A 22881-nucleotide genomic window follows, 5' to 3' on the forward strand; every position below is an offset into this window, starting at 1 on the left:
TGATAAATAATTCCATCTCTTTACTAATAATGTATTTAAGTGAAATTTTTCTGCGCATGATATCGTCGTTTAAACAATCACAGTAACAATCTTTGCCTGTGTCAGGCCCACCATCGGACACAAATTTTTTCTTCACACGCCTTGCATCTTTGCCCATAGCGGCAACAATTACTCTTTATCATGATAACCAGGGAGATAACGATGACACTGTATGCCACGCTGGAAGAAGCCATTGATATGGCTCGTGAAGAGTACCTTGCCGCCAATCCGGAAGTCGATGAGGAAGACGCCTCCGTCAACCAGTTCAACCTGCAAAAATATGTTATGCAGGACGGCGACATCATGTGGCAGGCCGAGTTCCTCACCGACGACGGTGATGAGGGGGAGCTCCTGCCGGCGCTGAGCGGGGAAGCCGCACAGGCTATTTTTGACGGCGACTTCGATGAGATTGAATTACGTAACGAATGGCTGCCGGAAAATACCCTGCATGAATGGGATGAGGGAGAATTCCAGCTTGAACCTGCCGCAGGCAGCGAAGAAGCCGATGCGGCAGCGGAAGAGTGGGAAGATAATAATACCGACGCCGATAATCGTGCCTGAGGATCAGTGCGGGAAGTGATTACTCATAAGGGCCGTGGCTGGCATCGACCGGCACCAGCAGAGTGTCCAGTATCAGCGACAGCGGCAGGTCGATAATGGTGATAAAGCGCCATGCCGAATCCCGCACATCCCACTGTACGCCCGGGTAATACTGATTGCCGTGCCCCTGTCCGGGCACGGTTCTACTGATAATACTGCCGCACCCGCTCAGTACCAGTAAGCTGACTGCTACGATCACACCGCGTAAAAACATGGTCACCACGTTAACCCCGATTAAAAAACACACTCTTTTACTCCTGCTCATCTCTGCACAATAGCACTGAAGGCAAAATAATACGTAAAAAAAGCCGGAACGTGAGTTCCGGCTTTTTATCGTCCCGCCTGACGGGCTGACTCGAAAAGAAGGTCAGCGCCTGCAAAGCAGAGTTTTCATTTCATGCATGGGCGTCCTTTTATTCCGCCCGCACCACGTCCTGTTTCGCGTTATTCAGCGCCAGCGGGTTAAGCGTCAACGTATGGTAGTGATCTAACCAGTCGTGATACTTGTCCGCGTTCTGCCACAGGCGGTAGTGCATCCGCGACAGCGTCACCGGGTCACTGAGCAGCGCCAGGCGCTGGTCACGATCCAGTTTTGCCGGCGATTCGCTGAGGGCCTGCTCAACGCGGCGGTCACGGGCAAAGTCGAGAATATCGCTCTTCAGGTGGCGCGACGTTGCCATGGCGCTGGCGAGCGCGTTAAACGACGGATGGAACATGGCATGCATAAAGCCATCATCCAGGGCGCGCTCACGGTTCAGCTCCACGTAACGATCGGTATCCAGCAGCTCCTGCGGTGGACTGAACTCTTCCGGGATCAGGAACAGCTTGCCGCGCTTGGACGCCTGACCGAGCGTACGACGGCTGGACCACACCGACACAAACGGTGACAGGATCAGCGAGAAGACAATCGGTGACAGCCACCACAGGAAGTTCAGATCCAGCCAGCCCATGCCACCTGCCCAGACCAGGCCCAGTAACATCTGCGAACCGTGACGCTTAAAGGCTTCACTCCACGGCGTGGCATCATCGTCACGCTGCGGCGAGTTCCACACCACTTCCCAGCCAAGGAATGCGCTGACCACAAACACGGTGTGGAACAGCATACGCACCGGTGCCAGCAGCACGGAGAACAGCATCTCCAGGAACAGCGACGCCAGCACGCGTAACGCACCGCCGTATGGCTTCGCCCCCTTGCACCACACCAGCACGATACTCAACAGCTTCGGCAGGAACAGTAAGACCAGCGTGGTGGAGAACAGCGCAATGGCCAGCTCCGGACGCCATTGCGGCCATACAGGGAACAGCTGCCTTGGTTGCAGGAAGTACTGTGGCTCCATGAGCGTGTGAACGACCTGCAGGGCGGTAGACAGCGCCAGGAACATAAACCACAACGGCGCTGACAGATAGGACATCACGCCCGTCAGGAACACAGCACGGTGAACCGGGTGCATCCCTTTAACCAGGAACAGACGGAAGTTCATCAGGTTGCCGTGGCACCAGCGGCGGTCACGTTTCAGTTCATCCAGCAGGTTTGGCGGCAGCTCTTCATAAGAACCCGGCAGATCATAAGCAATCCACACGCCCCAGCCTGCACGGCGCATCAGCGCCGCTTCCACAAAGTCGTGGGACAGGATCGAACCGGCAAATGAGCCTTCGCCCGGTAGCGGTGCCAGCGCACAGTGTTCGATAAACGGCTTCACGCGGATAATCGCGTTATGGCCCCAGTAGTGCGACTCACCCAGCTGCCAGAAGTGCAGACCGGCGGTAAACAGTGGACCGTACACGCGGGTAGCAAACTGCTGACAGCGTGCATACAGCGTATCCATGCCGGAGGCCTTCGGGGAAGACTGGATGATACCCGCTTTCGGGTTGGCTTCCATCATACGCACGAGGCCATTCAGGCAGTCACCGCTCATCACGCTGTCGGCGTCCAGTACCACCATATAGCTGTACTGGCTGCCCCAGCGGCGGCAGAAGTCATCGATGTTACCGGATTTGCGTTTTACGCGGCGACGACGACGGCGATAGAAAATACGCCCTTCCCCACCCACGTCACGCACCAGCTCCATCCAGGCCTTCTGTTCCGCCATGGCAATATCCGGGTTGTAGCTGTCGCTCAGGATATAGACATCGTAGTTCGCCTGCTCACCGGTACGCACCACCGACTCCCAGGTGGCACGCAGACCGGCAAAGACACGCTCAACATCTTCATTACAGATGGGCATGATCAGCGCGGTACGGTGCTCCGGGTTAATGGCTTCGTCGCCGTTGGTCAGATACGAGATACTGTATTTGTCTTTACCGATCATCAGCTGCAGGAAGCCCATCAGGGCCGTCCAGAACCCGGCGGAAACCCACAGGAACAGAATGGCAAACAGCACCAGAATTCCGGTCTGCAACACATAAGGCAGGATCTGCAATACCGACTGCTGCCAGTTCTGGTTGATCATATCCATAGGATCGATCAGCGCCCATCCCTGATAAGGCAGGATGGTTTTCATATACCAGGTCGCCACCACCGTCTGGAAAACGGAGAGGAACAGCAGAATATAACGACGAATGGAGCCAACATGGCGCCATTTGTCCTCATTTTTCTGCTCTTCGCGGCTGTCGAAACGCGGCGTGCTTTTACGCCCGCGCAGGGAATCCCACGCGCGCGCCACCGGGTTAGTCCGCCACTCTTCCGGATACATGGAAGAACGGGTGTGTTTCGGCATCGCTTTCAGCGTGGTACGGTCCAGCGCGTCTTTATCAAACTGACGGCCACCATCAACAGAGTCAGGCCAGCTCATCTCTACGCGCGCTTTTACCGACTCCTGCGGAGCATCATCGGGACGCGTTTCGACCGGGCCCTCTTCGGCCAGCTGATAATGCAACTGACTGAATGCCTCTTCCGGCTCTGCGGGCAACGCTTCACGCAGCGCCCCTTTCCGCTCAGGGGGAAGGGGCAGCGCGTCAATATATTCGTCGGGAATTACGGTTGACTTATTCATTGGCAGGCAACTGATTGCTCCAGGTTTCCGTCAGCGTTTTGTCACCGTTAACCAGTGCAGCACGCATCTCGGTCGGCTGTTTATTGTCTTTAACACGAATACGTAACACCAGACGCCAGCCCTTGGTGACCGGATTATAACGGACGCTGTTTTCGACCAGCTCTGCGTTATTACCCACGCTCACCTGCGGCGTTACCGGGGTGTTTTCCGGCAGCTTGCTCATCTCCGGTCCAACAAAGTCGACGATAAACGCCACCGTGCCGTCCGGCTGACGCACCAGGTTAGACTGTTTCACATCACCCGGTGAACGCAGCGTGCTTTTCACATACGCCGTTTCAGGGGAGTGCAGCTGGTTTTCGTCACGCGTAAAGTGCAGGCGATAGGCAAACTTCATCTCTTTGCCCGGCTCTGGCAGGGTTTCCGGCGTCCAGAAGGCCACGATATTATCGTTGGTTTCGTCGGTTGTCGGGATTTCTACCAGCTCAACACGGCCTTTGCCCCAGTCCCCTTTTGGCTCAACCCAGCCACTCGGACGCAGATCGTAGCGATCGTCCAGATCCTGATACTTATCAAAATCGCGGCCACGCTGCAGCAGACCGAAACCACGCGGGTTTTCCACGGTAAAGGTGCTGACGGCCAGATGTTTCGGATTATTCAGCGGACGCCAGATCCATTCGCCGTTACCGGCATGAATCGACAGCCCGTTGGAGTCGTGCAGTGCCGGACGGAAGTTCGCCGCCTGTGACGGCTGATTCGCACCAAACAGATACATGCTGGTGAGCGGTGCTACGCCCAGTTTACCGACGTTATCGCGCAGATAGACCTTCGACTGCACGTCAACGGTGCTGTCTTTACCCGGTGTCAGGGTGAAACGATAGGCACCGGTGGCACGCGGCGAATCGAGCAGCGCATAAATCACCAGATGCTTATCCTGCGGCTTAGGGCGTTCGATCCAGAACTCTTTAAAGCGCGGGAACTCTTCACCAGACGGCAGCGCGGTGTCAATTGCCAGGCCACGTGCAGACAGGCCATAGACCTGGCCCTGACCGATGACGCGGAAATAACTGGCGCCCAGGAAGCTGGCGATCTCGTCTTTCTTATCTTTACTGTTAAGCGGGTACAGCACTTTGAAACCGGCAAACCCAAGGTTTTTTACCGTATCAGGATCGTGCTTGACGTTACCGAAGTTGAAATACTCAGGAGAGTATTTTATCTCGCGAACGCTGGTTGCTGTGACCTCGTTCAAACGTACCGGGGTATCGAAGTACATCCCCTGATGGTAAAACTCAAGCTTGAAGGGGGTCTTCAGTTTGTTCCAGTACGCTTTTTCATGATTGAACTGGATCTGCTGATAGTCGGCATACTTCATATCACGCAGTTGTGACGGCAGATTGCTCTTCGGCGCTTCAAAGCCTTTACCCGCTAAGTCTTTCGCCTGTTTTGCCACATCGTCAATGTTAAAAGCCCAGCCTGTATTGGCATACATTGAAAGCAAAACTGCTGCGCTAACCCAGCGCAATTTCATCAGTTTTGGTTTATTGTTCATGTTAATCCGCACATCCCCCCCTTTCGGGTACGTAAATCAATGGATCCATCTTAAAGGATAATTCGGCATTCCGACAGCCTGACCCCAATTTTGTTCTGCCCTCTCTCCGCGGCTAACAGCCCTATTCTCAAGCGTTTAGCGGAAACAGATTCGGCTGATAGTATACGCGTGTTTGCGCAATTAAAGTAAGCAGTAAGCTTTAGGCTGGTTCAGGGTGAGCCAGATTAATAACGTGTTGAATATTGGATATATATGACTAATAAAACACCACAACGAGAATATTTTCTGGATTCGATTCGCGCCTGGCTAATGCTGTTAGGGGTGCCTTTTCATGTATCGCTGATTTATTCCACACAAAACTGGTCGGTTAACAGCCCCGCCCCCTCTGAATGGCTGACGCTGCTGAACGATTTTATCCATGCCTTCCGCATGCAGGTATTCTTTGTTATTTCAGGTTATTTTTCTTATATGCTGTTTCTGCGCTATACCCCGTCGGACTGGCTGAAGGTGCGCGTGGAGCGGGTTGGCATCCCGATGCTGACGGCAATCCCGCTAATCACGCTGCCGCAGTTTTTTATGCTGAAAGAGTGGACCAGTAAGATCGGTGACTGGAGCAGTAAGACACTGTACGAAAAATATAACACCCTGGTCTGGGATCTGATTTCGCACCTTTGGTTCCTTCTGGTGCTGATTGTACTGACAGTGGCGGGCTTCTGGCTGTTCCGTTTTCTGCGCGATGGCACACGACAAAAAACAGACTATTCTGACCTCACCTGGACCCGTTTAACGTGTTTTATTCTGCTTTGCAGCCTGGTCTGGATCGCTTTTCGTCGTATGCTGTTCATTTTTGCACCGCAAATTCTTAGCGATGCGCTGTTTAATATGGCGGTAATGCAGACGCTGCTTTATCTGCCCTTCTTTATTCTGGGCGCCATGGCGTGGAAATACCCGGCGATTAAAGCCCTGTTCGTCCGCCCGGTTCCCTGGACGTTTATCGGTTCCGCACTGGCTTTTGCCGCCTATGTGGCTAACCAGACCTGGAGTAAAGGCGAAGGCTGGCTGTATGAGATTGATGCAGTGGTGTCGATGCTGATGGGCCTGTGGATGGTCAATGTGGTATTCACCTTCGGCCACCGGATGCTTAACTCTCATTCGCCGCGCGTCACTTATCTGGTCAATGCATCCCTGTTCATCTACCTGGTGCATCACCCGTTGACCATTCTTTACGGTATTCTGTTTGTCAAAAAGATCGACAGTAATACCCTGGGCTTTTTCGCCGGGCTGGTTTTCGTCTTTGGCATTGCCTTCCTGCTGTACGAAATCCACCTGCGTATTCCGCTGCTGCGCTTCCTGTTTTCCGGTAAACCGCAGCGTAAATAGCAGACAGGGGGCGACCAGGCAACAGGTCGCCCCTACAATAACCACTCAATGGGCAGCCGCCATACCAGACGGACCAGCAGACGCTGTATCAGCCGGGTGCGCGGCTCACGTTTATGCACCACTTCGTTCGCGCCTTCCCCCGGGTACTCCACCCAGTTTACCCGCCCCCATTTATCCAGTCTGAGCGTCCATGCGCGGTCGCGCATGCTGCTGATAAAGCGCTGGTGGATTTGCGTAGCCAGCGCCTCATTCTCAATCACCAGCCCCATTTCCGTGTTCAGCACCGCGGAACGGGGGTCGAAGTTAAATGAACCGATAAATACCGTCTGGTTATCCACGCTGAATGTTTTGGCATGCAGACTGGATCCTGAGTTCCCGGTCAGGCCCCGATCATGGCTTGGTTCCCGCACGTCACTGTGTGGTTTCAGTTCGTATAAGCGAATGCCATGGCGCAGCAGTTTTTTACGCCATTTGGCGTATCCGGCATGGACGATTGATACGTCATTCGCCGCCAGCGAGTTGGTGAGAATGGAAATCTTCACGCCTTTACGCACCAGTGCCAGCAGTTGCGCGACGCCGGTGCGCGTCGGCACAAAATAGGCGGAGATAATGTCCAGCTGTTGCTGAGGCCTGCCGATCACCTCCAGCAGACGCTGCGGCAGCAGCGTGCTGGTTCTCGCCCGGCCCAGGCCTTTGCGCGGATCGTCACTGAGCAGACGGGTTTTCGCCCAGGTGAAGGGCAGCGATCGGTTGTCTAAACCGGTCACAAAGGTCGACTCATCGACCTGACGCAGATAGCGCGCCACCTGCGGACTGTCGCGCCAGGCTTCCGGCAGGGTGACGGCTGAGGTGGCATTCTCTTCCTCATCCACCACCCGACGCAGTGGTGCCACTGGTCGGCTCTGCCAGTAGCGCTCAAAGTCCTGCGCGACCTCATTTACCACCGGGCCGATCGCCAGCACATCCAGATCGGAAAACAGCGGTTCATCACCGACGCCAAAATATTCGTCGCCGACATTTCTGCCGCCGACGATGGTGGCCGCATTGTCCACGGTAAAACTTTTGTTATGCATCCGTCGGTTGAGACGAGCAAAATCGGTCAGATAACCCAGCGCCCGCAGCGTGCGGAAGGTAAACGGATTAAACAGACGCACCTCAATCAGCGGGTGACGGTTCAGCTGACTCAGCGTGCGATCCAGTCCCAGCGTGTTATTGTCGTCCAGCAACAGGCGCACCTTCACCCCACGCTCTGCGGCCGCCAGCAGCGCGCTAAACAGCAGCCTGCCGGACAGATCGTTCTGCCAGATGTAATACTGTATATCCAGCGTCTTTTCCGCCAGGGTGATCAGCTGATAACGCGCAGCGAAGGCATCCAGCCCTTCAGACAACGGATAGACCCCGCTGTGCTCAGGATGCTGTGCAATCAGCGGCGTAATCGCCTGTTTCAGGCGTGTCCCGGCAGCCGCGCTGTCTGCCTGCGGTGAGTGGAACGTGTCGGTCATCAGCGATCCTTAGCGGTAATGCTGTTATTCATCCAGTTATTCTTCCTCTGTTTTTCGCCGGGATCAGTGTGGCAGACATATAGTCTAGACTTAGTCCATCGCCTGCGTTTATTGCCCCGGGAGAACATCATGCATGATGACAGCACGGCGGTCACACGCCGTCACCAGCCAGCCCTCTTCGCGCGTTTTTTCCAGGGCAGTTTTGCCTGTTCAACCGCCTGCCGCACCCCCGGTAAGCGTGCAGATTTAATGATCAGTAGCGGTCACGATACACTGCTTGAAAAAGATTACGCCCTGCTGGCCAGTCACCAGATCCTCACGGCGCGCGACGGCGCCCGCTGGTACTTAATTGAGAAGCAACCAGGAGAATACCACTGGGACAGCTTTTTGCCGCAGCTAAAAGCTGCAGAAAAACACGGGATTGAGATGATCTGGGAGCTGGCCCATTTTGGCTGGCCGGACGGGCTGGATATCTGGGGGGATGAATTTGTTGATCGTTTCAGCGCTTACGCCCGGGACTTTGCCCGCCTGCTGCGGGACGAAGGCCATACCCACCCGTTTATCACCCCGATGAATCAAATCTCTTTCTGGTCCTGGGCCGGAGCGGAAATTGCCTGGTTTAACCCCTTTGTCACCGGGCGGGGGCGCGAGCTTAAGCGTCAGCTGGCCCGCGCCAGCATTGCCGCCATGCACGCCATGCGTGAAGAGCTGCCCGGCGTGCGCTTTATCATCACCGATCCGCTGGTTCATGTGGCCGCCTCGGGTTATTCCGCCGCCGCCCGGGAGGAGGCAGAGCGACAACATCAGGCGCAGTTTGAAGTCTGGGACTGGCTGGCGGGAAGAAGCGAGCCGGAGCTTGGAGGGTCGGAGGATCTGCTGGATATTATCGGGCTGACCTGGTATCCGGATAATCAGTGGTTCCATAACGGCGATCCGCTGGAGCCCCATCACCCTGATTATCGTCCGCTGAACCTGCTGTTACAGGACGTGTGGCAGCGCTACCAGCGGCCGCTGCTGATTGCGGAAACCGGTGCGGAAGCGGGCCGCAGTCAGGACTGGCTTAATCGTGTGATTCATGAAGGTGAGCTGGCACTGAATGCCGGTGTTCAGCTGGAAGGCATTTCGCTCTATCCGGCAGTGGATTATCCGGCATGGGATGACGATCGCCGTTATCCTGCGGGTCTGTTTGGCTTACCGGATGCCAACGGTAATCGTACCGTCAATGAGGCGATGGCGCTGACGCTGCGCAGCCAGCAGATCAAGCTCAGTCAGGGATCGATCAGGACATCCACAGCGTGATGCCCAGCACAAAGATAATCAGCGTGAACGAGGTAACGGCAAGCACCACTATGGCAAACTGCGCATCATCTAACGGGACACGGGGTTCTTTTTCAGACTCAGGTTTGGAACTGTTTTTCATGTTCAGCCACAGCGCACCGGCAAAACATTCCTGTTGGGGTGCCGATAAAGAATGAAAGACGTCCCTTTCACCAAAAGTAAGTATTACTAACGCAATTGCAGCCTGCTGCAGGCGCGAATCACGCCAGAAAGCGTCAGTTACCCTCAAATAATCGCGCGGAATAATAGCACGAGATGCCCATGTATTAACGTAATAAATTGATTAAAGACAGCTGAAAACGGAATAACTTATACTTTTTTATTGAAAATCAGCGAGTCCGATTGCTTCACAACTTGAACAGTCAGACAAAATAATTATCAACCTTAACTAATATTTTCATCATTCCGTCAGCTCGCTCCGCCCGGTTTCAGCACCCGGAGTTCAGAGGCCGACGCCGGAAAATCCGCGGTTTTGAGAGACCGCCGTAAACCAGGGGAGAAAAAATGAAGCAGTCAGGCTGGGTAGACTTCGCACGCGACGGACTGTCATCCATAGAGACGCTGCGCGCGCATTTTACCGGACACGCCTACGATCCGCACTGGCACGACAGCTATCTTGTCGGCGTAACGGAACAGGGTGTGCAGCAGTTTCATACCCGCCGTCAGCAGCACCGCAGCCGTCCCGGCACGGTGTTCCTTCTGGAGCCCGGTGAATTGCACGACGGCGATGCCATTGACGACAGCGGGTTTACCTACCGGATGCTGTACATCGATCCGCTGACCATGCGCGGACAGTTGGCCAGCCAGTTCAGTGATATTCCCGACCATTTCGAGCTGAATTTTGCCCGCACGCTCAGTGGCGACCGCCAACTGGCCCGGGCAACGTTTGATGCTTTTCAGGCGCTGCATCAGGGGGAGTTGAAAATCGTCAAAGAGAGCGCACTGCAGCGTCTGTTTGCCACGCTGACGCGCCACCTGCACTGGCGCAGACCAATCCATATTCCGGCGCATGAGAAAACCCTCGCGCAGCGGGCGCGGGATTTTATGCTGGATCGCCGCTATGACGATATTGGTCTGAGCGATATCGCTGCGGCGCTGGACGTTGACCGTTTTCGCCTGTCGCGCGAATTTCATGCCCACTTCGGCCTGCCCCCGCACGCGTGGCTGATCCAGCTGCGTCTGAGCGAAGCACGTCGCCTGCTCGCCGTGGGGCTGCCGCCTGTCCAGGTGGCGGCACAGCTGGGTTTTGCCGATCAAAGCCATTTAGGTCGCTGGTTCAGGCGCACCAGTCAGTTAACCCCCGCCCGTTATCAGCAATACTGCACAAATCTTCCAGACTGAGCCGCCGCACTGATTTACGCTGCGTGTTTTCTCCGTCAGAAGGTAAAAGTGATGAGTGATGTTCGTTGTGTGGTGGTGCTGAACCAGGATTTAGCCAGTGGCAAGGCGGCGAATGCGGCAGCGGTGATCGCGCTGACACTGGGTCAGCGCCATCCCGGCCTGGTGGGTCATACGCTGTCAGACGCGCACGGCCAGCAGTATCCTGGCCTGATCCCGGTAGGGATCCCCATACTGTCAGCTGATAATACGCAGCTGCGCGCGCTGCTCGCACGCTGCAGAGAGCAGCAGCTTGATGTCGTTCTCTTTCCCCGCGAGGGCCAGATGACGGTTGATTACGCGGCGTTTGCGGTGGCAGTCAGCGAAGTGGCCACCGGGGATCTGCAGCATTTGGGTCTGGGGATTACCGGGGATAAGAAAGCCCTGCGCAAGCTGACGGCCAGCCTTAAGCTGTTTGGCTGACGGTCGGCCCATTTTCACCGGCCCTGTTATGACGACTGCCAGCCGCCACCCAGGGCACGATAAAGGTCAATCTGTGCCAGCAGCAGGTTGTTTTTCGCCTGTACCACGCTGAGCTGGATGCTGAACAGCGAACGCTGGGCATCCAGCTCATCCAGATAAGAGGCATAACCATTCTGGTAACGGTTGCGGGCAATGCGCAGCGCCTCCTGCACCACCGTTTCCTGCTCCTGCAGTTCGGCCAGCTGCTCCTGATAGCGGGTAATGGCATCCAGATCGTCATTGACCTCGCTGAATGCACTGCGCACCACTTTTTCGTAGTTGTACAGAGCCTGATTGCGCGTGGCCATCGAAACATCGACCTGTGCCATCAGTGCTTCGCGGTTCAGCAGCGGGGCCAGCACGCTCCCGCCGATGCTCCACAGACGGAAAGGATTTTCTACCAGTTCATGCAGCACGGAACTCTGCATCGTACCGCTGGCGGTCAGGTTCAGCGAGGGCAGCAGGCTGGCGCGCGACGACTGAAGTGAGGCATCAGCGGCCAGCAGCTGCCGTTCGGCCTGCACGATATCCGGCCGGCGTTGCAGCAGCTGTGAAGGCATCACCGCGGGCAGGGTTTGCGGAACAACATGGTCAAAGTGGTTCTGCCGCGCGATCTGACGCGGGTTCATCCCGACCAGAATACTCAGTGCGTTTTCCTGCTGGGCAATCTGATGCTGCAAGACGGGAACCTGCGCCTTCGCCGTCTGGTATTCCGATCGTGACTGCACCCATTCCAGCCGGGAGGTATAACCGGATTCAAACTGGCGCTGTGCCAGCGTTAAGGAGTCTGCGCGGCTGGCCAGCGTGGCCCTGGTCACCCGCAGCTGCTCATCGAGTGATACCAGCGTCATATACCCCGAGGCCACCGAGCTGGCAATCGTCAGTTCGGCCGCACTGGCGGCCGCCTGCTGTGCTGCCAGAGAGGCTTTCGCGGCGTCAATGCTGCTGCTGCGTTCCCCCCACAAATCAACGTTGTAACTGGCCTGCAACAGCCCCTGGAACACCGCCGACTCAGCCGGCTGCCCGGTAGCAGCTGACAGGGAGCGCGCACGCGTGGCTGACACGCCCGCATCCAGCGTCGGGAAATTATCGCCCTGCGCACCGCGCAGTTGAGCACGGTACTGATCGACCCGGGAGCGGGCAGTGAGAATATCCGGGTTATTGCGCAGCGCCTGATCCACCAGCTGATTCAGCGACGGGTCATTAAACGCCCGCCACCAGCTCGCTTCCACAGCCGCCCCCGGCCCGACCTGATTACGCCACTGCGTAGGGATCGGCAGCGATGACGGGGCCTGTTCGACCTCGGTTGCGCATCCGGCCAGCGTGGCCGACAGCATCATCACGAACAGCGTCTTTGGCGCAGGGATCATTTTTTCTCTCCCGACGGTGCCGCTGCCGTATCAATATTCACCTCCACCGACATGCCCGGACGCAGATGTCGGGTATTGTCACTGGTGATCTTAATGCGTACCGGAATACGCTGGGCGATTTTAACGAAGTTCCCCGTCGCGTTATCCGGGGAGATCGCGCTGAACTCAGACCCTGCCGCCGGGGAGATATATTCTACCTCTCCGCTAAAGCGTTCACCGTTCAGTGCATCAACACGGAAGCTGACCGGCAGGCCAGGTCTGATATGCGCCATCTGGGTTTCTTTCATATTGGCGATCACCCACTTCTGCTCCGGCACCAGTGACGTCAGCCGGGTTCCCGCCGTCACGTAGGCCCCCTGCCGTACGGCAATCTGGCCCAGCTGTCCATCGCGGGGGGCGATAATTTTAGTGTTATCGAGGTCAATCTGCGCCAGCTCAAGTGCGGCCTGTGCACTGGCCACGTCGGCCTCCAGCGAGGCGCGGTTGACTATCGCCGTTTGCAGATCCTGACGCGAGACTTCCAGCGTTGCCTGCGCCTGCTGCACGTCGGCCAGCGTCTGACTGTTGCTGGCGCGCGCGGCATCGCGTTCACGCAGCGACAGTGAGCCGTCGGAAACCAGATTTTCGACGCGTTTCAGGTCAAGCCCGCCTTTCACCGCCTGCGCTTTCGCATTTTGCAGCGCGGCCTCATTGCGTTTGATCACCGCTTCTGCACTGCGCCGCTGCTGAATATTATTGGCCAGTACCGCCTTTTTCATCTCCAGCTGCGCCACCGCCTGGTGGACGCGCTGACGATAAATCCGATCGTCAATGGTCATCATTAAATCGCCCTGGTGCACGGGCTGGAAGTCCAGTACGTTAACCTGGGTGATATAGCCGCTCACCTGCGGACTGATAAACGTCACCTGGCCGCGCACGTAGGCATTTTCCGTCGACTGCGTCTGGCTGGTAAAGGGCGGGAGCTGCCAGGCATAAAGGATCACCAGTACGCCGACCAGCGCAATGCCTGACCCGAGGGCTATTGATATAATGCGCAGCTTATTATTTCTCAGACGCTCCGTGAGCTGCTGCTGTTCCTGTTGACTCATAATTTCCCCGTGTTCCGTTTGTTGCACTGCACGCAGAGGTGTTGCTCCGCCTGCTGGTGTTACCGGATAATCGTCTTGTTAATATTTTGCATGGCACGCTGTTCCGCTTCCGCTTCGCGTTTTGCCTGCTGCCAGTTGAGATAGCGCAGACGCGAGAGACGCCACAGCACCCAGAGTAATGTGACCCCTGCCATACAGGCGGTCAGAATATAGACATCGTTGTAGGCCAGCACATTCGCCTGCAGGGTGGCAACGGTCTGAAGCTGTGTCGTCCCCTGTGCGCCCTGCAGGGTGCTGTCACCAATCAGGCTGCTGAACAGGGCGTTGTACTGCGCCAGGCGTTCCGTCACGTTAGGATCAAGCAGCGAAAGCTGGTCGCCCAGCAGGCTGGAGTGGTACTTTTCACGCCAGGTCTGGAAGGTACCGAGCAGCGCCGACCCCATCAGGCCGCCGAGGTTCTGGCTCATACCAAACAGCACAACAAAGCTCACCAGGTTCTTCGGCTGAGTCACCACGCTGCCCACGCCCAGCAGCATGGCCGGGGCGATAAAGAAGGAAGTACTGAATCCCAGCAGGAACTGGCTGAAATACATATTATTGCCGCGAGTCAGCGGGCTGGATTGCGCATCCATCAGTGAGGCCACCATCACAATAATCAGCGACAGCACGATCGGCCAGCTCAGATGTTTGGGATTAATGGTCAGCGCACTACAGACAATACCCGCCGCCACGCCGGCGAGGATCGCCAGCGCCAGCCCCTGCATCTGATCGTTCTGCAATCCCAGCTGTTGCAGATAGCCGATCGCCCCGGTGTTCTGTTCGGCAAGCATGATACGCAGCAGGATCATCACAATACCCAGGCGGAAAATCGCCCCACTGCCCAGCCAGCGCGTGTTGATCAGCGGATTACTGCGATTATGCTCCACCAGCACGGCGGCCGTCACCAGCACCAGACCCAGCGCCAGGCAGACGCCGAGCCAGGGCGTGCTGGTCCACCATTCGATGCGGCCCAGCGACAGCACGGCACAAAACAGTGCCATACCGGGAGCCAACAGGAAGAAGGTAAGAAAATCTTTTTTCTCGAACACTTTGGTGCGCTCGCCCGGCGGGAGCTTGAGGATCAGCACCGCACCCAGCGCCATCAGCGCCAGACCCAGTTCAAACAGATACAGTCCGCGCCACTCATCCAGCTGTAACAGTTCTGTCGAGAAGAGCCGGGCCAGCGGGATGGCCAGCTGCGAAGCGCCCAGTCCAATGGCCAGCGCCTTCAGACGGTGTTTCGCCGGCCAGGCCTGAACCTGATAATAGATACCGAGGGAACTGAGGGCTGCCCCGACCATCCCATGCGCCGCACGCACGATAATCGCCGAGCTCAGGTCATTGGCCAGCAGGTGGAAAAAGGCCACCAGCACGTACAACACCAGAAAGGCCTCTGTAAACACCCGCAGGCCAAACTGCTGACGAAACTTCACCAGCAGCAGGTTAATCGAGATATTGCCCATGACGTAAACCGCCGGGAGCCAGGCGATTTCGTTGTTATACGCACCAAATACCCCCTGCAGGTTGGTCAGATTGGCGGTCACCAGCGCATTACTCAGCGCCCCGGTGATACAAATCAGCAGGCCAACGATGCCAAAGGCAATACGTTTATGTGTCGGGTGCAGCGGCGTGGAAGGAGACCCGGGCAGCATGGGCTTTTCGCCGGGCGCCCACTCTCGCGGTGCGTAGGGGTTGGCTTTATCGCGTGACACCTTACTTCACCTCTGTCGCCACCAGCAATTGCTGCAGAACACGCTGTGTCACTGCCAGCTCATCCGCGTTCACCCCGGAGAGCAGTTCGTTACGCAAAGCATCCGCCTCAGTTTTCAGACGCTGATAGAGCAGCTCACCTTTGGGTGTAACGTGTAGCAGCCGCTTACGGCGATCTTGCGGAGGCTGAAATCGTTCAACCAGATTCTGTTTTACCAGCCGGTCAATCAGGGGAACCACGCTGGCATCTTCCAGCCCCAGTGCCTGTGCCAGCTCTTTCTGACTCATAGGCTGATCCTGAATAGCGATCGTCGCCACCGCCATCCAGCTGCTCATGCTAAGCCCATTATCTTTCATGCGCCGGTCAATAGCCTGACGCCATGCGTGGGCAGTCAGATGCAGCAAGCGGGAGAAATTAAGTTCCTGAATGTTCAATAGGTAAGATACCTGATAATTAGAGCTCTAACTAAACGATATGGCAATTATAGCCACGACAAGATAAAGAAAGGAAGACAGCTGCCAAAGAGTGTAGATAATTCTTTATCGCCCTGCCAGGCAACGCCCCACTGAGGAACCGATTGATGCACATTTTTCCGCTATGCCAGCAGCCTGAATGCCACCGTGAAATTGCCCGTCTGCTGCACAGTGAATGGTCAGACTTTCCTGCCTGGTCCTCGCTGCCTGTGATTGAACAACGCCTGCTGGAGCGTAACCAAAATGAAAGCGGCAGTTTCACGTTCGTGTCCTTAACGGCCGAAGGGACGCTGACCGGCACTGCCAGCGTGATTGAGTACGAGCTGGACGACCGGCCGGAGCGCCGTTTCTGGCTGGGAGAAGTGTTTACCCCGCGCGAGTGGCGCGGTAAAGGTGTCGGATCGGCGCTGGTTAACGCCTGCATCGCCCGCGCTGCCGACCAGCAGATGGAAGCGCTGTGGCTGTATACGCCAGATCAGCAGGCCCTCTATCGGCGCCTTGGCTGGCAGGATGTAGAACAGCGTTGGATTTCAGAAGAGTGGGTGACGGTGATGGTGCGCTGGCTGACACAGGAACCGTAACCCCCCTGCTCCGGTTTTAGCCTATTGAATCTCCCTCCTTTCTCTTTTCTCTTTCCTCCTTTCGCCTGGCGGCCAGTTCCGCCGGCAAAAAAGAACAAACGAAAGGCTAAATCTTTCATCTTTTCTTTTTATTTGAAAGATAATTCATTCATTTTGTGATCAGTGTGGTTTTTTATAAACCCCTCAGGGGCTAGATTAGCTTTCACAGAAAATAACAATATCCACTGTTATCCACGTAAAGAGGTTTCATCATGATTGAAAGCATTACGCACGGAGCCGAATGGTTTATCGGGCTCTTCCAGAAAGGAGGGGACGTTTTTGTCGGCATGGTGACAGGGATCCTCCCCCTGCTGATCAGCCTGCTAGTGATAATGAATGCGTTAATTGTCTTTGTGGGTCAGAAAAGGATCGAGAAACTGGCTCAGCGCTGCGCAGGTAACCCGGTATCACGCTATCTGCTGCTGCCAGTGATTGGCACCTTTGTTTTCTGCAACCCGATGACACTGAGCCTCGGCAGGTTCATGCCTGAGAAGTACAAGCCGAGCTATTACGCCTCTGCATCGTACAGCTGCCACTCAATGAACGGCCTTTTTCCTCATATCAACCCAGGAGAGCTCTTCGTTTACCTCGGTATTGCTAACGGCCTGACCACCCTGAACTTACCACTTGGCCCGCTGGCGGTGAGCTATCTGCTGGTCGGGATGGTGATGAACTTCTTCCGCGGCTGGGTGACCGATCTCACCACCTCCATTTTCGAAAGAAAAATGCACATCCAACTTGACCGTCACGTTCGTTTATAAGAGCGGAGAGAATCATGGCTAAGATTATTGAAATTCATAAAGGCGAAAGCGGCTGGGGTGGTCCCTTATTTTTAGTGCCAGCACCGGGCAAAAAAATCGTTTACGTCACCGCTGGCACTCGTCCGGCCATCGTTGACCGCCTGCACAAACTGACTGGCTGGGAGACGGTGGATGCCTTTAAAGAGGGCGAACCACCGGCTGAAGAGATCGGCGTGGCAGTCATTGACTGTGGTGGCACCCTGCGCTGTGGTCTGTATCCAAAGCGACGTATCCCCACCATCAATATTCATGCCACCGGTAAATCGGGCCCTCTGGCGCAGTTTATTACCGAAGATATCTATGTGTCCGGTGTACGCCCTGGTGACATCCGCACATCCGAGGAAAACAGCGACGCGCCAAAGGTTTCCCTTCCACAGGAAAAACCGATGCTAACTCAACACACCGACTATGACACCAGCAAGAAAATCACTGAGCAAAGTGATGGCCTGCTGGCGAAAGTCGGCATGGGGATGGGGTCTGTCGTCGCCGTCTTTTTCCAGGCGGGGCGCGAAACCATTGATACGGTTCTGAAAACCATCCTGCCCTTTATGGCCTTCGTATCAGCGCTGATCGGCATCATTATAGCGTCCGGCCTCGGCGATTTTATCGCCCATGGCCTGACGCCACTGGCGAACAGCCCGGTTGGACTCGTCACACTGGCGCTGATCTGCTCCTTTCCTCTTCTGTCGCCATTTCTCGGCCCTGGTGCGGTGATCGCACAAGTGATCGGCGTGCTGGTGGGCGTACAGATTGGCCAGGGCACTATCCCACCACATCTGGCTCTGCCCGCGCTATTTGCCATCAATTCGCAGGCCGCCTGTGACTTTATCCCGGTAGGACTTTCACTGGCGGAAGCGCGCCAGGAAACCGTGCGTGTTGGCGTTCCTTCCGTTCTGGTCGGGCGTTTCCTGACCGGTGCACCGGCTGTTCTGCTTGCATGGGCCGTGTCCGGCTTGATCTATCAGTAACTGAGGGAGTGATGATGAAAACTGTCTATGAATCCACCTTTATTGCCGTTGGCGACTGTGCCATCGAAGCGCTTGAAGACCACTTCCTGATCACCTTCGGTGAAGGCGCCCCCAGTGATGTTGCGGAGTACTGTTTTATCCACCGACCTGAACAACGTGGCGACACTCCGATTGTCGCAGGTGGTGTGCTCAGCATCGGCGAACAGAGCTGGTCGGTGACAGCGGTCGGTGATGTCGCCGATATCAATCTGCGTGAACTGGGCCATATCACGGTGAAGTTTGATGGTGCGACCACAGCCGAATCCCCTGGCACAGTGCATGTTGCAGGCCGAGTGCCAGCCGGCATTAAACCGGGTCAGAAGTTTCGTGTTTTAAGTCATTAACAGGAGAAATCAATGGATCAGGTTGCTGTAGTTATCGGTGGTGGTCAGACACTGGGTGCTTACCTGTGTAAGGGTCTTGCTGAAAACGGTTATAAAGTTGCCGTTGCGGACCTCAATATCAGTAATGCGCAAGCCATCGCGGCTGAAATTAATCGCGCGCAGGGAAAAAATGTGGCGACAGGTTTTCAGGTCGATGCCACCGGAGAAGAAAGTGTGGCAGAGCTTGCTCGTGCCGTGGATGAGGCATTTGGTCGTGCCGATGTGCTGGTTTACAGCGCCGGGGTGGCGCGGGCAGCCCCGATCACCCAGTTTATGCTCAACGATTTTGATTTGTCTTTACAGGTCAACCTGGTGGGCTATTTCTTGTGTGCCAGGGAGTTCGCCAGACTGATGATCCGCGACGGTGCAGGCGGCAGGATTATCCAGATAAACTCTAAATCGGGGAAAGTGGGCAGTAAACATAATGCAGGCTACAGCGCCGCTAAATTCGGCGGCGTGGGCCTGACACAATCGCTGGCCCTTGACCTGGCGGAGTACGGCATTACCGTTCATTCGCTGATGCTGGGCAATCTGCTTAAGTCACCGATGTTCCAGTCGCTGCTGCCACAATACGCCGAGAAACTGGGGATTGAACCGGACGACGTGGAGCAATATTACATCGATAAAGTCCCGCTAAAGCGGGGCTGTGACTATCAGGATGTGCTCAACGTTCTGCTGTTTTATACCAGTGATAAAGCCGCCTATTGTACCGGGCAATCCATCAATATCACCGGCGGCCAGGTGATGTTTTAAGACCTTCCCGGCAGCACAACGCTGCCGGTTTTTTAATGGAGAACACGATGAGTTCAGTGAATATGTTTATCTGCGTAGCAGGCTTCGCCTGGCTGGGACAAATTGCCCTGGGCTGGTTACAGATGTCACGTTTTAATCATGCCCTGACGCAGCTTCCATCAGAGGGCCGTATCGGGATTGGCCGTTCTTCAGGTCGCTTTAAACCGCGGGCGGTACTGGTTATCTGCGTTGACAGCCGCCACATTATTACGGGAAACTTTGTCATGCGTGGGCTGACCGTCTTCTCTCAGCCCATCCCAGATGATGCCCTTAACGGACTGAATATTCAGAACCTGGTGCCAGCTCACATTTATCCCCACAATAAAGCCATGCGCACGGCGTTGGAATTGGCCATAACAAACAAACGGTGATATCTTTCATTTTGAAAGATTTCCCTTCCTTGTTTGCTTTGTTTGTGCGAATACGAAAGGAATCTATTGGCCTACGACAGGGAAACCAGGATGAAACCAATACAGCGGCAAGCACTGATACTTGAATACCTCCAGGGCAAAGGCCGTACTACGGTTGAAGAACTGAGTGCCTACTTTGACACCACAGGCACCACCATCCGCAAAGACCTTTCTCTGCTCCAGCAGCAGGGTGCAGTGATCCGCACTTACGGTGGCGTTATGCTGAACCGGGACGATGGCGACCAGCCTATCGACAGGAAAACCTTTATTAACTCGGATAAGAAAAAACAGATTGCCTCACGTGCAGCCCAGTGGGTTTCTGAAGGTGATTCGCTTATTTTTGACGCCGGCAGCACCGTGCAGCAGATGGTCCCCCACCTTGCTAAATTTAATAATATCACTGTGATGACGAACAGCCTGACCATCGTTAACGAGCTGGTTGAGCTCAATAACGATCAGGTGATTCTAATGCCAGGCGGTACCTATCGCGGCACGTCCGCTTCATTCCACGGTAGTCTGGCGGAAGCCGCATTCAGCCATTTCAGCTTCGACAAGTTGTTTATTGGAGCGGACGGCGTTGACCTTAATGCCGGAGTCACGACGTTTAATGAAGTGTTCGGTGTCAGCCAGGCTATGTGCCGTGCGGCACAAAAAATTATCCTGCTGGTTGACTCGTCCAAATTTGGCCGCAAAAGTCCAAATGTGGTATGCACTCTCGACTCGGTAGATGTACTGATCACAGACAGCGGGATTGCTGATGATGTGGCGGCACAACTGCGTGATCGCGGCATTGATGTGATTATCGCGGGAGATAAATAACCTGATGCGTGAAATATTGATCGAAGCAGCCCGAGAGACGCTGCAGACGGAGATCGATCAGATCGTCAGTCTGCCTGACAGGCTTGGTAACGCTTTCGCGGATGCCTGCACAATGATGCTAGCCTGCCGCGGAAAAGTGATCGTCAGTGGCATGGGTAAATCAGGCCACATTGGAAAAAAAATCGCTGCTACACTGGCCAGCACCGGAACCCCTGCATTTTATGTGCATCCCGCCGAAGCCCTGCATGGTGATCTTGGTATGATTGCCGCAGGCGACGTGGTAGTGCTGATCTCTTACTCAGGTCACGCTGCCGAATTTCGCCGCATGATACCACTGTTACGCGCCCTGCCAGTGGGGATCATTGCCTTTACTGGCAATGCCGATTCACCGCTGGCGCAGGAGGCTGACCACGTGATTAACGTAGAAGTGTCACGTGAGGCCTGCCCGCTTGGCCTGGCCCCTACCTCTTCTGCTGTCTGTACCCTGATGATGGGGGATGCGATAGCCATCGCCCTGATGAAGGCACGTAATTTTGATGAGAATGACTATGCGCGTACCCATCCAGCCGGCAGTCTCGGCGCGCGTCTGCTCTGTCGGGTCGGCGATATTATGCGCAATGGCGGGAAAATAGCCCAGGTACAGGAGGACGCATTGATAAGTGATGCTCTGTTTGAACTGACGCGCACAGGGCTGGGTCTGGTGGCGGTAACGGACCGGGGCCGTAGGCTGCGCGGCGTATTCAGTGATGGTGATTTACGTCGCTGGCTGCTGAAAGGTGGCCAGATTTCCGCGGCGATAGTCGATGCAATGACCCCCATGGGCTTCAGCCTTTCCCCTTCGCAACTGGCCTCTGAAGCGCTGGCTGCGTTCCATGAAAGGAAAATTTCTGCCGCACCAGTGCTGTCGGAGGATAACCGGGTGGTCGGTGCCCTGGCAATGCACGATATCCATGATGCGGGGCTCTAAGCCCAACCAGGACATCTTTAAATGATGTCTCAGGAAAAAAATTCAGACACAAAAAAACCGCCCTTGGGCGGTTACGACATTACTGCATACTGCTTGTTTTTATTCGTTTTAATCGGTAGTTCTAAAATGGTGCCCGGGGTGGGACTTGAACCCACACAGCCATAAGCCGAGGGATTTTAAATCCCTTGTGTCTACCGATTTCACCACCCGGGCTTGGGTGTTAATTGGAGGCGCGTCCCGGAGTCGAACCGAGGTAGACGGATTTGCAATCCGTAGCATGGCCACTCTGCCAACGCGCCTTTAATTCTTTTTTGTCATCAGAGAGTCATCTCTGATCACGTAATCTGGAGCGGGAAACGAGACTCGAACTCGCGACCCCGACCTTGGCAAGGTCGTGCTCTACCAACTGAGCTATTCCCGCATTGCCATCAGGTTTTATTCTGTTTGAGATGATACTGACAGAACTTGCTGATTTGCTTTATCTTCTGGCTGTCTGAGCTGCCTTTCGATGCGTTGCATTCTACTGTTCTGGAGGAATGAGTCAACCAAATTATCCTCACAACGCATCCGTTTGCTGCTTTTTAAATCGCTTCGATCACCGTTCGAGCAAATCGCCGCGTGCAGCGCTCAAATACTGGAACATTGACCAGAAAGTGAGCACGGCGGCAATGTATAACGCCACCACGCCGATCCCTTCAACAAGATGATTCGGGTGCCATAGCAGCGCGAACAGCGCCAGCATCTGCGCCGTCGTTTTGACTTTACCAATCCAGGAGACGGCCACGCTGTTACGTTTGCCAATTTCTGCCATCCATTCGCGCAGTGCAGAGATAATAATCTCACGGGCGATCATCGTCGCCGCCGGCAGCGTGATCCACCAGGAGTGGAAGTACTCCGCCACCAGCACCAGCGCCATCGCCACCATCACTTTATCCGCCACCGGATCGAGGAACGCACCAAACTGTGTCGTCTGTTTCCAGCGACGGGCAAGGTAACCATCAAACCAGTCGGTAATTGCCGCGAAGATGAAAATCAGCCCACAGGCCAGCGGAGCCCATTGAAATGGCAGGTAAAAAGCCAGGACAAAGAACGGGATTAAGACTACGCGAAACAGGGTAAGTAGGGTCGGAATATTAAATGGCATAATTACGCTAACTGTCTGGAC

The 22881-nt window shown here is 55.4% G+C and carries 23 protein-coding genes and 3 tRNA genes; 13 read left to right on the forward strand and 13 right to left on the reverse strand.

What is annotated here, in order from left to right; genetic code table 11:
• Nucleotides 1–201 precede the first annotated feature (201 nt).
• Nucleotides 202–600, forward strand: coding sequence for a MysB family protein (locus EPE01S_RS06400; protein ID WP_062743775.1), 399 nt, complete (start codon nucleotides 202–204; stop codon nucleotides 598–600).
• Nucleotides 601–619: 19 nt separating this feature from the next.
• Here EPE01S_RS06400 and EPE01S_RS06405 read toward each other — a convergent pair whose 3' ends face one another.
• From EPE01S_RS06405 to EPE01S_RS06415, 3 genes are all read right to left on the reverse strand, one after another.
• Nucleotides 620–853 carry a YceK/YidQ family lipoprotein gene (locus tag EPE01S_RS06405; protein WP_062743893.1) on the reverse strand — a complete coding sequence of 78 codons (234 nt, stop codon included), beginning with the start codon at nucleotides 851–853 and terminating at the stop codon, nucleotides 620–622.
• Between the two features lie 199 nt (nucleotides 854–1052).
• A complete protein-coding gene (gene mdoH, locus EPE01S_RS06410; RefSeq protein ID WP_062743776.1) occupies nucleotides 1053–3632 on the reverse strand; it encodes a glucans biosynthesis glucosyltransferase MdoH in 2580 nt (859 codons plus the stop codon).
• A complete protein-coding gene (locus EPE01S_RS06415) occupies nucleotides 3625–5160 on the reverse strand; it encodes a glucan biosynthesis protein G (RefSeq protein WP_174522412.1) in 1536 nt (511 codons plus the stop codon). Before EPE01S_RS06415 ends, mdoH begins: the two co-directional genes overlap by 8 nt.
• A gap of 270 nt (nucleotides 5161–5430) precedes the next feature.
• On the opposite strand from EPE01S_RS06415, the gene mdoC reads away from it, so the two are divergent.
• Complete coding sequence (gene mdoC / locus EPE01S_RS06420) at nucleotides 5431–6558, forward strand: glucans biosynthesis protein MdoC (RefSeq protein WP_062743777.1); 1128 nt, start codon at nucleotides 5431–5433, stop codon at nucleotides 6556–6558.
• Nucleotides 6559–6590: 32 nt separating this feature from the next.
• Here the strand turns inward: mdoC and EPE01S_RS06425 are convergent, their stop codons facing one another.
• A complete protein-coding gene (locus tag EPE01S_RS06425; RefSeq protein ID WP_062743778.1) occupies nucleotides 6591–8060 on the reverse strand; it encodes a phospholipase D family protein in 1470 nt (489 codons plus the stop codon).
• Between the two features lie 126 nt (nucleotides 8061–8186).
• Here EPE01S_RS06425 and EPE01S_RS06430 point away from each other — a divergent pair, with 126 nt between their 5' ends.
• Nucleotides 8187–9359, forward strand: coding sequence for a beta-glucosidase (locus EPE01S_RS06430; protein ID WP_373279664.1), 1173 nt, complete (start codon nucleotides 8187–8189; stop codon nucleotides 9357–9359).
• Here the strand turns inward: EPE01S_RS06430 and EPE01S_RS23605 are convergent.
• Nucleotides 9340–9480 carry a hypothetical protein gene (locus tag EPE01S_RS23605; protein ID WP_162900974.1) on the reverse strand — a complete coding sequence of 47 codons (141 nt, stop codon included), beginning with the start codon at nucleotides 9478–9480 and terminating at the stop codon, nucleotides 9340–9342. The genes EPE01S_RS06430 and EPE01S_RS23605 overlap by 20 nt on opposite strands.
• 422 nt (nucleotides 9481–9902) lie before the next feature.
• Between EPE01S_RS23605 and EPE01S_RS06435 the strand changes: the two genes are divergently transcribed.
• Both EPE01S_RS06435 and EPE01S_RS06440 read left to right on the forward strand, forming a co-directional pair.
• Complete coding sequence (locus EPE01S_RS06435; protein ID WP_062743780.1) at nucleotides 9903–10739, forward strand: AraC family transcriptional regulator; 837 nt, start codon at nucleotides 9903–9905, stop codon at nucleotides 10737–10739.
• 51 nt (nucleotides 10740–10790) lie between these two features.
• Nucleotides 10791–11198: a DUF2000 domain-containing protein gene (locus tag EPE01S_RS06440; RefSeq protein WP_062743781.1), complete on the forward strand. Its 408-nt coding sequence runs from the start codon at nucleotides 10791–10793 to the stop codon at nucleotides 11196–11198.
• Between the two features lie 26 nt (nucleotides 11199–11224).
• Here the strand turns inward: EPE01S_RS06440 and EPE01S_RS06445 are convergent, their stop codons facing one another.
• The 4 genes from EPE01S_RS06445 to EPE01S_RS06460 all read right to left on the reverse strand — a co-directional run bounded on the left by EPE01S_RS06445 (nucleotide 11225) and on the right by EPE01S_RS06460 (nucleotide 15879).
• Complete coding sequence (locus EPE01S_RS06445; RefSeq protein ID WP_062743782.1) at nucleotides 11225–12607, reverse strand: efflux transporter outer membrane subunit; 1383 nt, start codon at nucleotides 12605–12607, stop codon at nucleotides 11225–11227.
• A complete protein-coding gene (locus EPE01S_RS06450; RefSeq protein ID WP_062743783.1) occupies nucleotides 12604–13695 on the reverse strand; it encodes an HlyD family secretion protein in 1092 nt (363 codons plus the stop codon). The genes EPE01S_RS06445 and EPE01S_RS06450 overlap by 4 nt, the downstream gene beginning before the upstream one ends.
• A gap of 59 nt (nucleotides 13696–13754) precedes the next feature.
• Complete coding sequence (locus EPE01S_RS06455; protein ID WP_199771393.1) at nucleotides 13755–15386, reverse strand: MFS transporter; 1632 nt, start codon at nucleotides 15384–15386, stop codon at nucleotides 13755–13757.
• 61 nt (nucleotides 15387–15447) lie between these two features.
• Nucleotides 15448–15879: a MarR family winged helix-turn-helix transcriptional regulator gene (locus EPE01S_RS06460; RefSeq protein WP_062743785.1), complete on the reverse strand. Its 432-nt coding sequence runs from the start codon at nucleotides 15877–15879 to the stop codon at nucleotides 15448–15450.
• A gap of 146 nt (nucleotides 15880–16025) precedes the next feature.
• Here EPE01S_RS06460 and EPE01S_RS06465 point away from each other — a divergent pair, with 146 nt between their 5' ends.
• From EPE01S_RS06465 to EPE01S_RS06500, 8 genes are all read left to right on the forward strand, one after another.
• Complete coding sequence (locus EPE01S_RS06465; RefSeq protein WP_062743786.1) at nucleotides 16026–16499, forward strand: GNAT family N-acetyltransferase; 474 nt, start codon at nucleotides 16026–16028, stop codon at nucleotides 16497–16499.
• Nucleotides 16500–16750: 251 nt separating this feature from the next.
• A complete protein-coding gene (gene srlA / locus EPE01S_RS06470; protein ID WP_062743787.1) occupies nucleotides 16751–17299 on the forward strand; it encodes a PTS glucitol/sorbitol transporter subunit IIC in 549 nt (182 codons plus the stop codon).
• A 14-nt stretch (nucleotides 17300–17313) separates the two neighbouring features.
• Nucleotides 17314–18306, forward strand: a complete 993-nt coding sequence (gene srlE, locus EPE01S_RS06475; RefSeq protein WP_062743788.1) for a PTS glucitol/sorbitol transporter subunit IIB — start codon at nucleotides 17314–17316, stop codon at nucleotides 18304–18306.
• A 14-nt stretch (nucleotides 18307–18320) separates the two neighbouring features.
• Complete coding sequence (locus tag EPE01S_RS06480) at nucleotides 18321–18689, forward strand: PTS glucitol/sorbitol transporter subunit IIA (protein WP_062743789.1); 369 nt, start codon at nucleotides 18321–18323, stop codon at nucleotides 18687–18689.
• A gap of 12 nt (nucleotides 18690–18701) precedes the next feature.
• A complete protein-coding gene (gene srlD / locus EPE01S_RS06485; protein ID WP_062743790.1) occupies nucleotides 18702–19481 on the forward strand; it encodes a sorbitol-6-phosphate dehydrogenase in 780 nt (259 codons plus the stop codon).
• A gap of 47 nt (nucleotides 19482–19528) precedes the next feature.
• Nucleotides 19529–19891 carry a transcriptional regulator GutM gene (locus tag EPE01S_RS06490; RefSeq protein WP_062743791.1) on the forward strand — a complete coding sequence of 121 codons (363 nt, stop codon included), beginning with the start codon at nucleotides 19529–19531 and terminating at the stop codon, nucleotides 19889–19891.
• 90 nt (nucleotides 19892–19981) lie between these two features.
• Complete coding sequence (srlR, locus tag EPE01S_RS06495; RefSeq protein WP_062743792.1) at nucleotides 19982–20749, forward strand: glucitol operon DNA-binding transcriptional repressor SrlR; 768 nt, start codon at nucleotides 19982–19984, stop codon at nucleotides 20747–20749.
• Nucleotides 20750–20753: 4 nt separating this feature from the next.
• Entirely contained in the window at nucleotides 20754–21716 is a 963-nt protein-coding gene (locus EPE01S_RS06500) for a KpsF/GutQ family sugar-phosphate isomerase (protein WP_062743793.1), read from the forward strand.
• A gap of 127 nt (nucleotides 21717–21843) precedes the next feature.
• Here the strand turns inward: EPE01S_RS06500 and EPE01S_RS06505 are convergent.
• From EPE01S_RS06505 to pgsA, 4 genes are all read right to left on the reverse strand, one after another.
• Nucleotides 21844–21929: transfer RNA gene (locus tag EPE01S_RS06505), tRNA-Leu, on the reverse strand.
• Between the two features lie 12 nt (nucleotides 21930–21941).
• Nucleotides 21942–22015: transfer RNA gene (locus tag EPE01S_RS06510), tRNA-Cys, on the reverse strand.
• Nucleotides 22016–22061: 46 nt separating this feature from the next.
• Nucleotides 22062–22137, reverse strand: a tRNA-Gly gene (locus EPE01S_RS06515).
• A 174-nt stretch (nucleotides 22138–22311) separates the two neighbouring features.
• Nucleotides 22312–22860, reverse strand: a complete 549-nt coding sequence (gene pgsA, locus EPE01S_RS06520) for a CDP-diacylglycerol--glycerol-3-phosphate 3-phosphatidyltransferase (RefSeq protein WP_062743794.1) — start codon at nucleotides 22858–22860, stop codon at nucleotides 22312–22314.
• Between the last annotated feature and the right edge of the window lie 21 nt (nucleotides 22861–22881).

Origin of the sequence: Erwinia persicina NBRC 102418 (assembly GCF_001571305.1) — a bacterium.
GTDB classification, from domain to species: domain Bacteria; phylum Pseudomonadota; class Gammaproteobacteria; order Enterobacterales; family Enterobacteriaceae; genus Erwinia; species Erwinia persicina.

Excerpts from the sequence above, each read along its gene's own strand:
- EPE01S_RS06425 (WP_062743778.1), bottom strand. The coding sequence starts at position 8,060 with ATGACCGACACGTTCCACTCACCGCAGGCAGACAGCGCGGCTGCCGGG.
- srlE (WP_062743788.1), top strand. The coding sequence starts at position 17,314 with ATGGCTAAGATTATTGAAATTCATAAAGGCGAAAGCGGCTGGGGTGGT.
- pgsA (WP_062743794.1), bottom strand. The coding sequence starts at position 22,860 with ATGCCATTTAATATTCCGACCCTACTTACCCTGTTTCGCGTAGTCTTA.
- EPE01S_RS06500 (WP_062743793.1), top strand. The coding sequence starts at position 20,754 with ATGCGTGAAATATTGATCGAAGCAGCCCGAGAGACGCTGCAGACGGAG.
- EPE01S_RS06450 (WP_062743783.1), bottom strand. The coding sequence starts at position 13,695 with ATGAGTCAACAGGAACAGCAGCAGCTCACGGAGCGTCTGAGAAATAAT.
- EPE01S_RS06480 (WP_062743789.1), top strand. The coding sequence starts at position 18,321 with ATGAAAACTGTCTATGAATCCACCTTTATTGCCGTTGGCGACTGTGCC.
- srlA (WP_062743787.1), top strand. The coding sequence starts at position 16,751 with ATGATTGAAAGCATTACGCACGGAGCCGAATGGTTTATCGGGCTCTTC.
- mdoC (WP_062743777.1), top strand. The coding sequence starts at position 5,431 with ATGACTAATAAAACACCACAACGAGAATATTTTCTGGATTCGATTCGC.
- EPE01S_RS06400 (WP_062743775.1), top strand. The coding sequence starts at position 202 with ATGACACTGTATGCCACGCTGGAAGAAGCCATTGATATGGCTCGTGAA.
- EPE01S_RS23605 (WP_162900974.1), bottom strand. The coding sequence starts at position 9,480 with ATGAAAAACAGTTCCAAACCTGAGTCTGAAAAAGAACCCCGTGTCCCG.
- mdoH (WP_062743776.1), bottom strand. The coding sequence starts at position 3,632 with ATGAATAAGTCAACCGTAATTCCCGACGAATATATTGACGCGCTGCCC.
- srlD (WP_062743790.1), top strand. The coding sequence starts at position 18,702 with ATGGATCAGGTTGCTGTAGTTATCGGTGGTGGTCAGACACTGGGTGCT.
- srlR (WP_062743792.1), top strand. The coding sequence starts at position 19,982 with ATGAAACCAATACAGCGGCAAGCACTGATACTTGAATACCTCCAGGGC.
- EPE01S_RS06405 (WP_062743893.1), bottom strand. The coding sequence starts at position 853 with ATGTTTTTACGCGGTGTGATCGTAGCAGTCAGCTTACTGGTACTGAGC.
- EPE01S_RS06465 (WP_062743786.1), top strand. The coding sequence starts at position 16,026 with ATGCACATTTTTCCGCTATGCCAGCAGCCTGAATGCCACCGTGAAATT.
- EPE01S_RS06455 (WP_199771393.1), bottom strand. The coding sequence starts at position 15,386 with ATGCTGCCCGGGTCTCCTTCCACGCCGCTGCACCCGACACATAAACGT.
- EPE01S_RS06440 (WP_062743781.1), top strand. The coding sequence starts at position 10,791 with ATGAGTGATGTTCGTTGTGTGGTGGTGCTGAACCAGGATTTAGCCAGT.
- EPE01S_RS06435 (WP_062743780.1), top strand. The coding sequence starts at position 9,903 with ATGAAGCAGTCAGGCTGGGTAGACTTCGCACGCGACGGACTGTCATCC.
- EPE01S_RS06490 (WP_062743791.1), top strand. The coding sequence starts at position 19,529 with ATGAGTTCAGTGAATATGTTTATCTGCGTAGCAGGCTTCGCCTGGCTG.
- EPE01S_RS06445 (WP_062743782.1), bottom strand. The coding sequence starts at position 12,607 with ATGATCCCTGCGCCAAAGACGCTGTTCGTGATGATGCTGTCGGCCACG.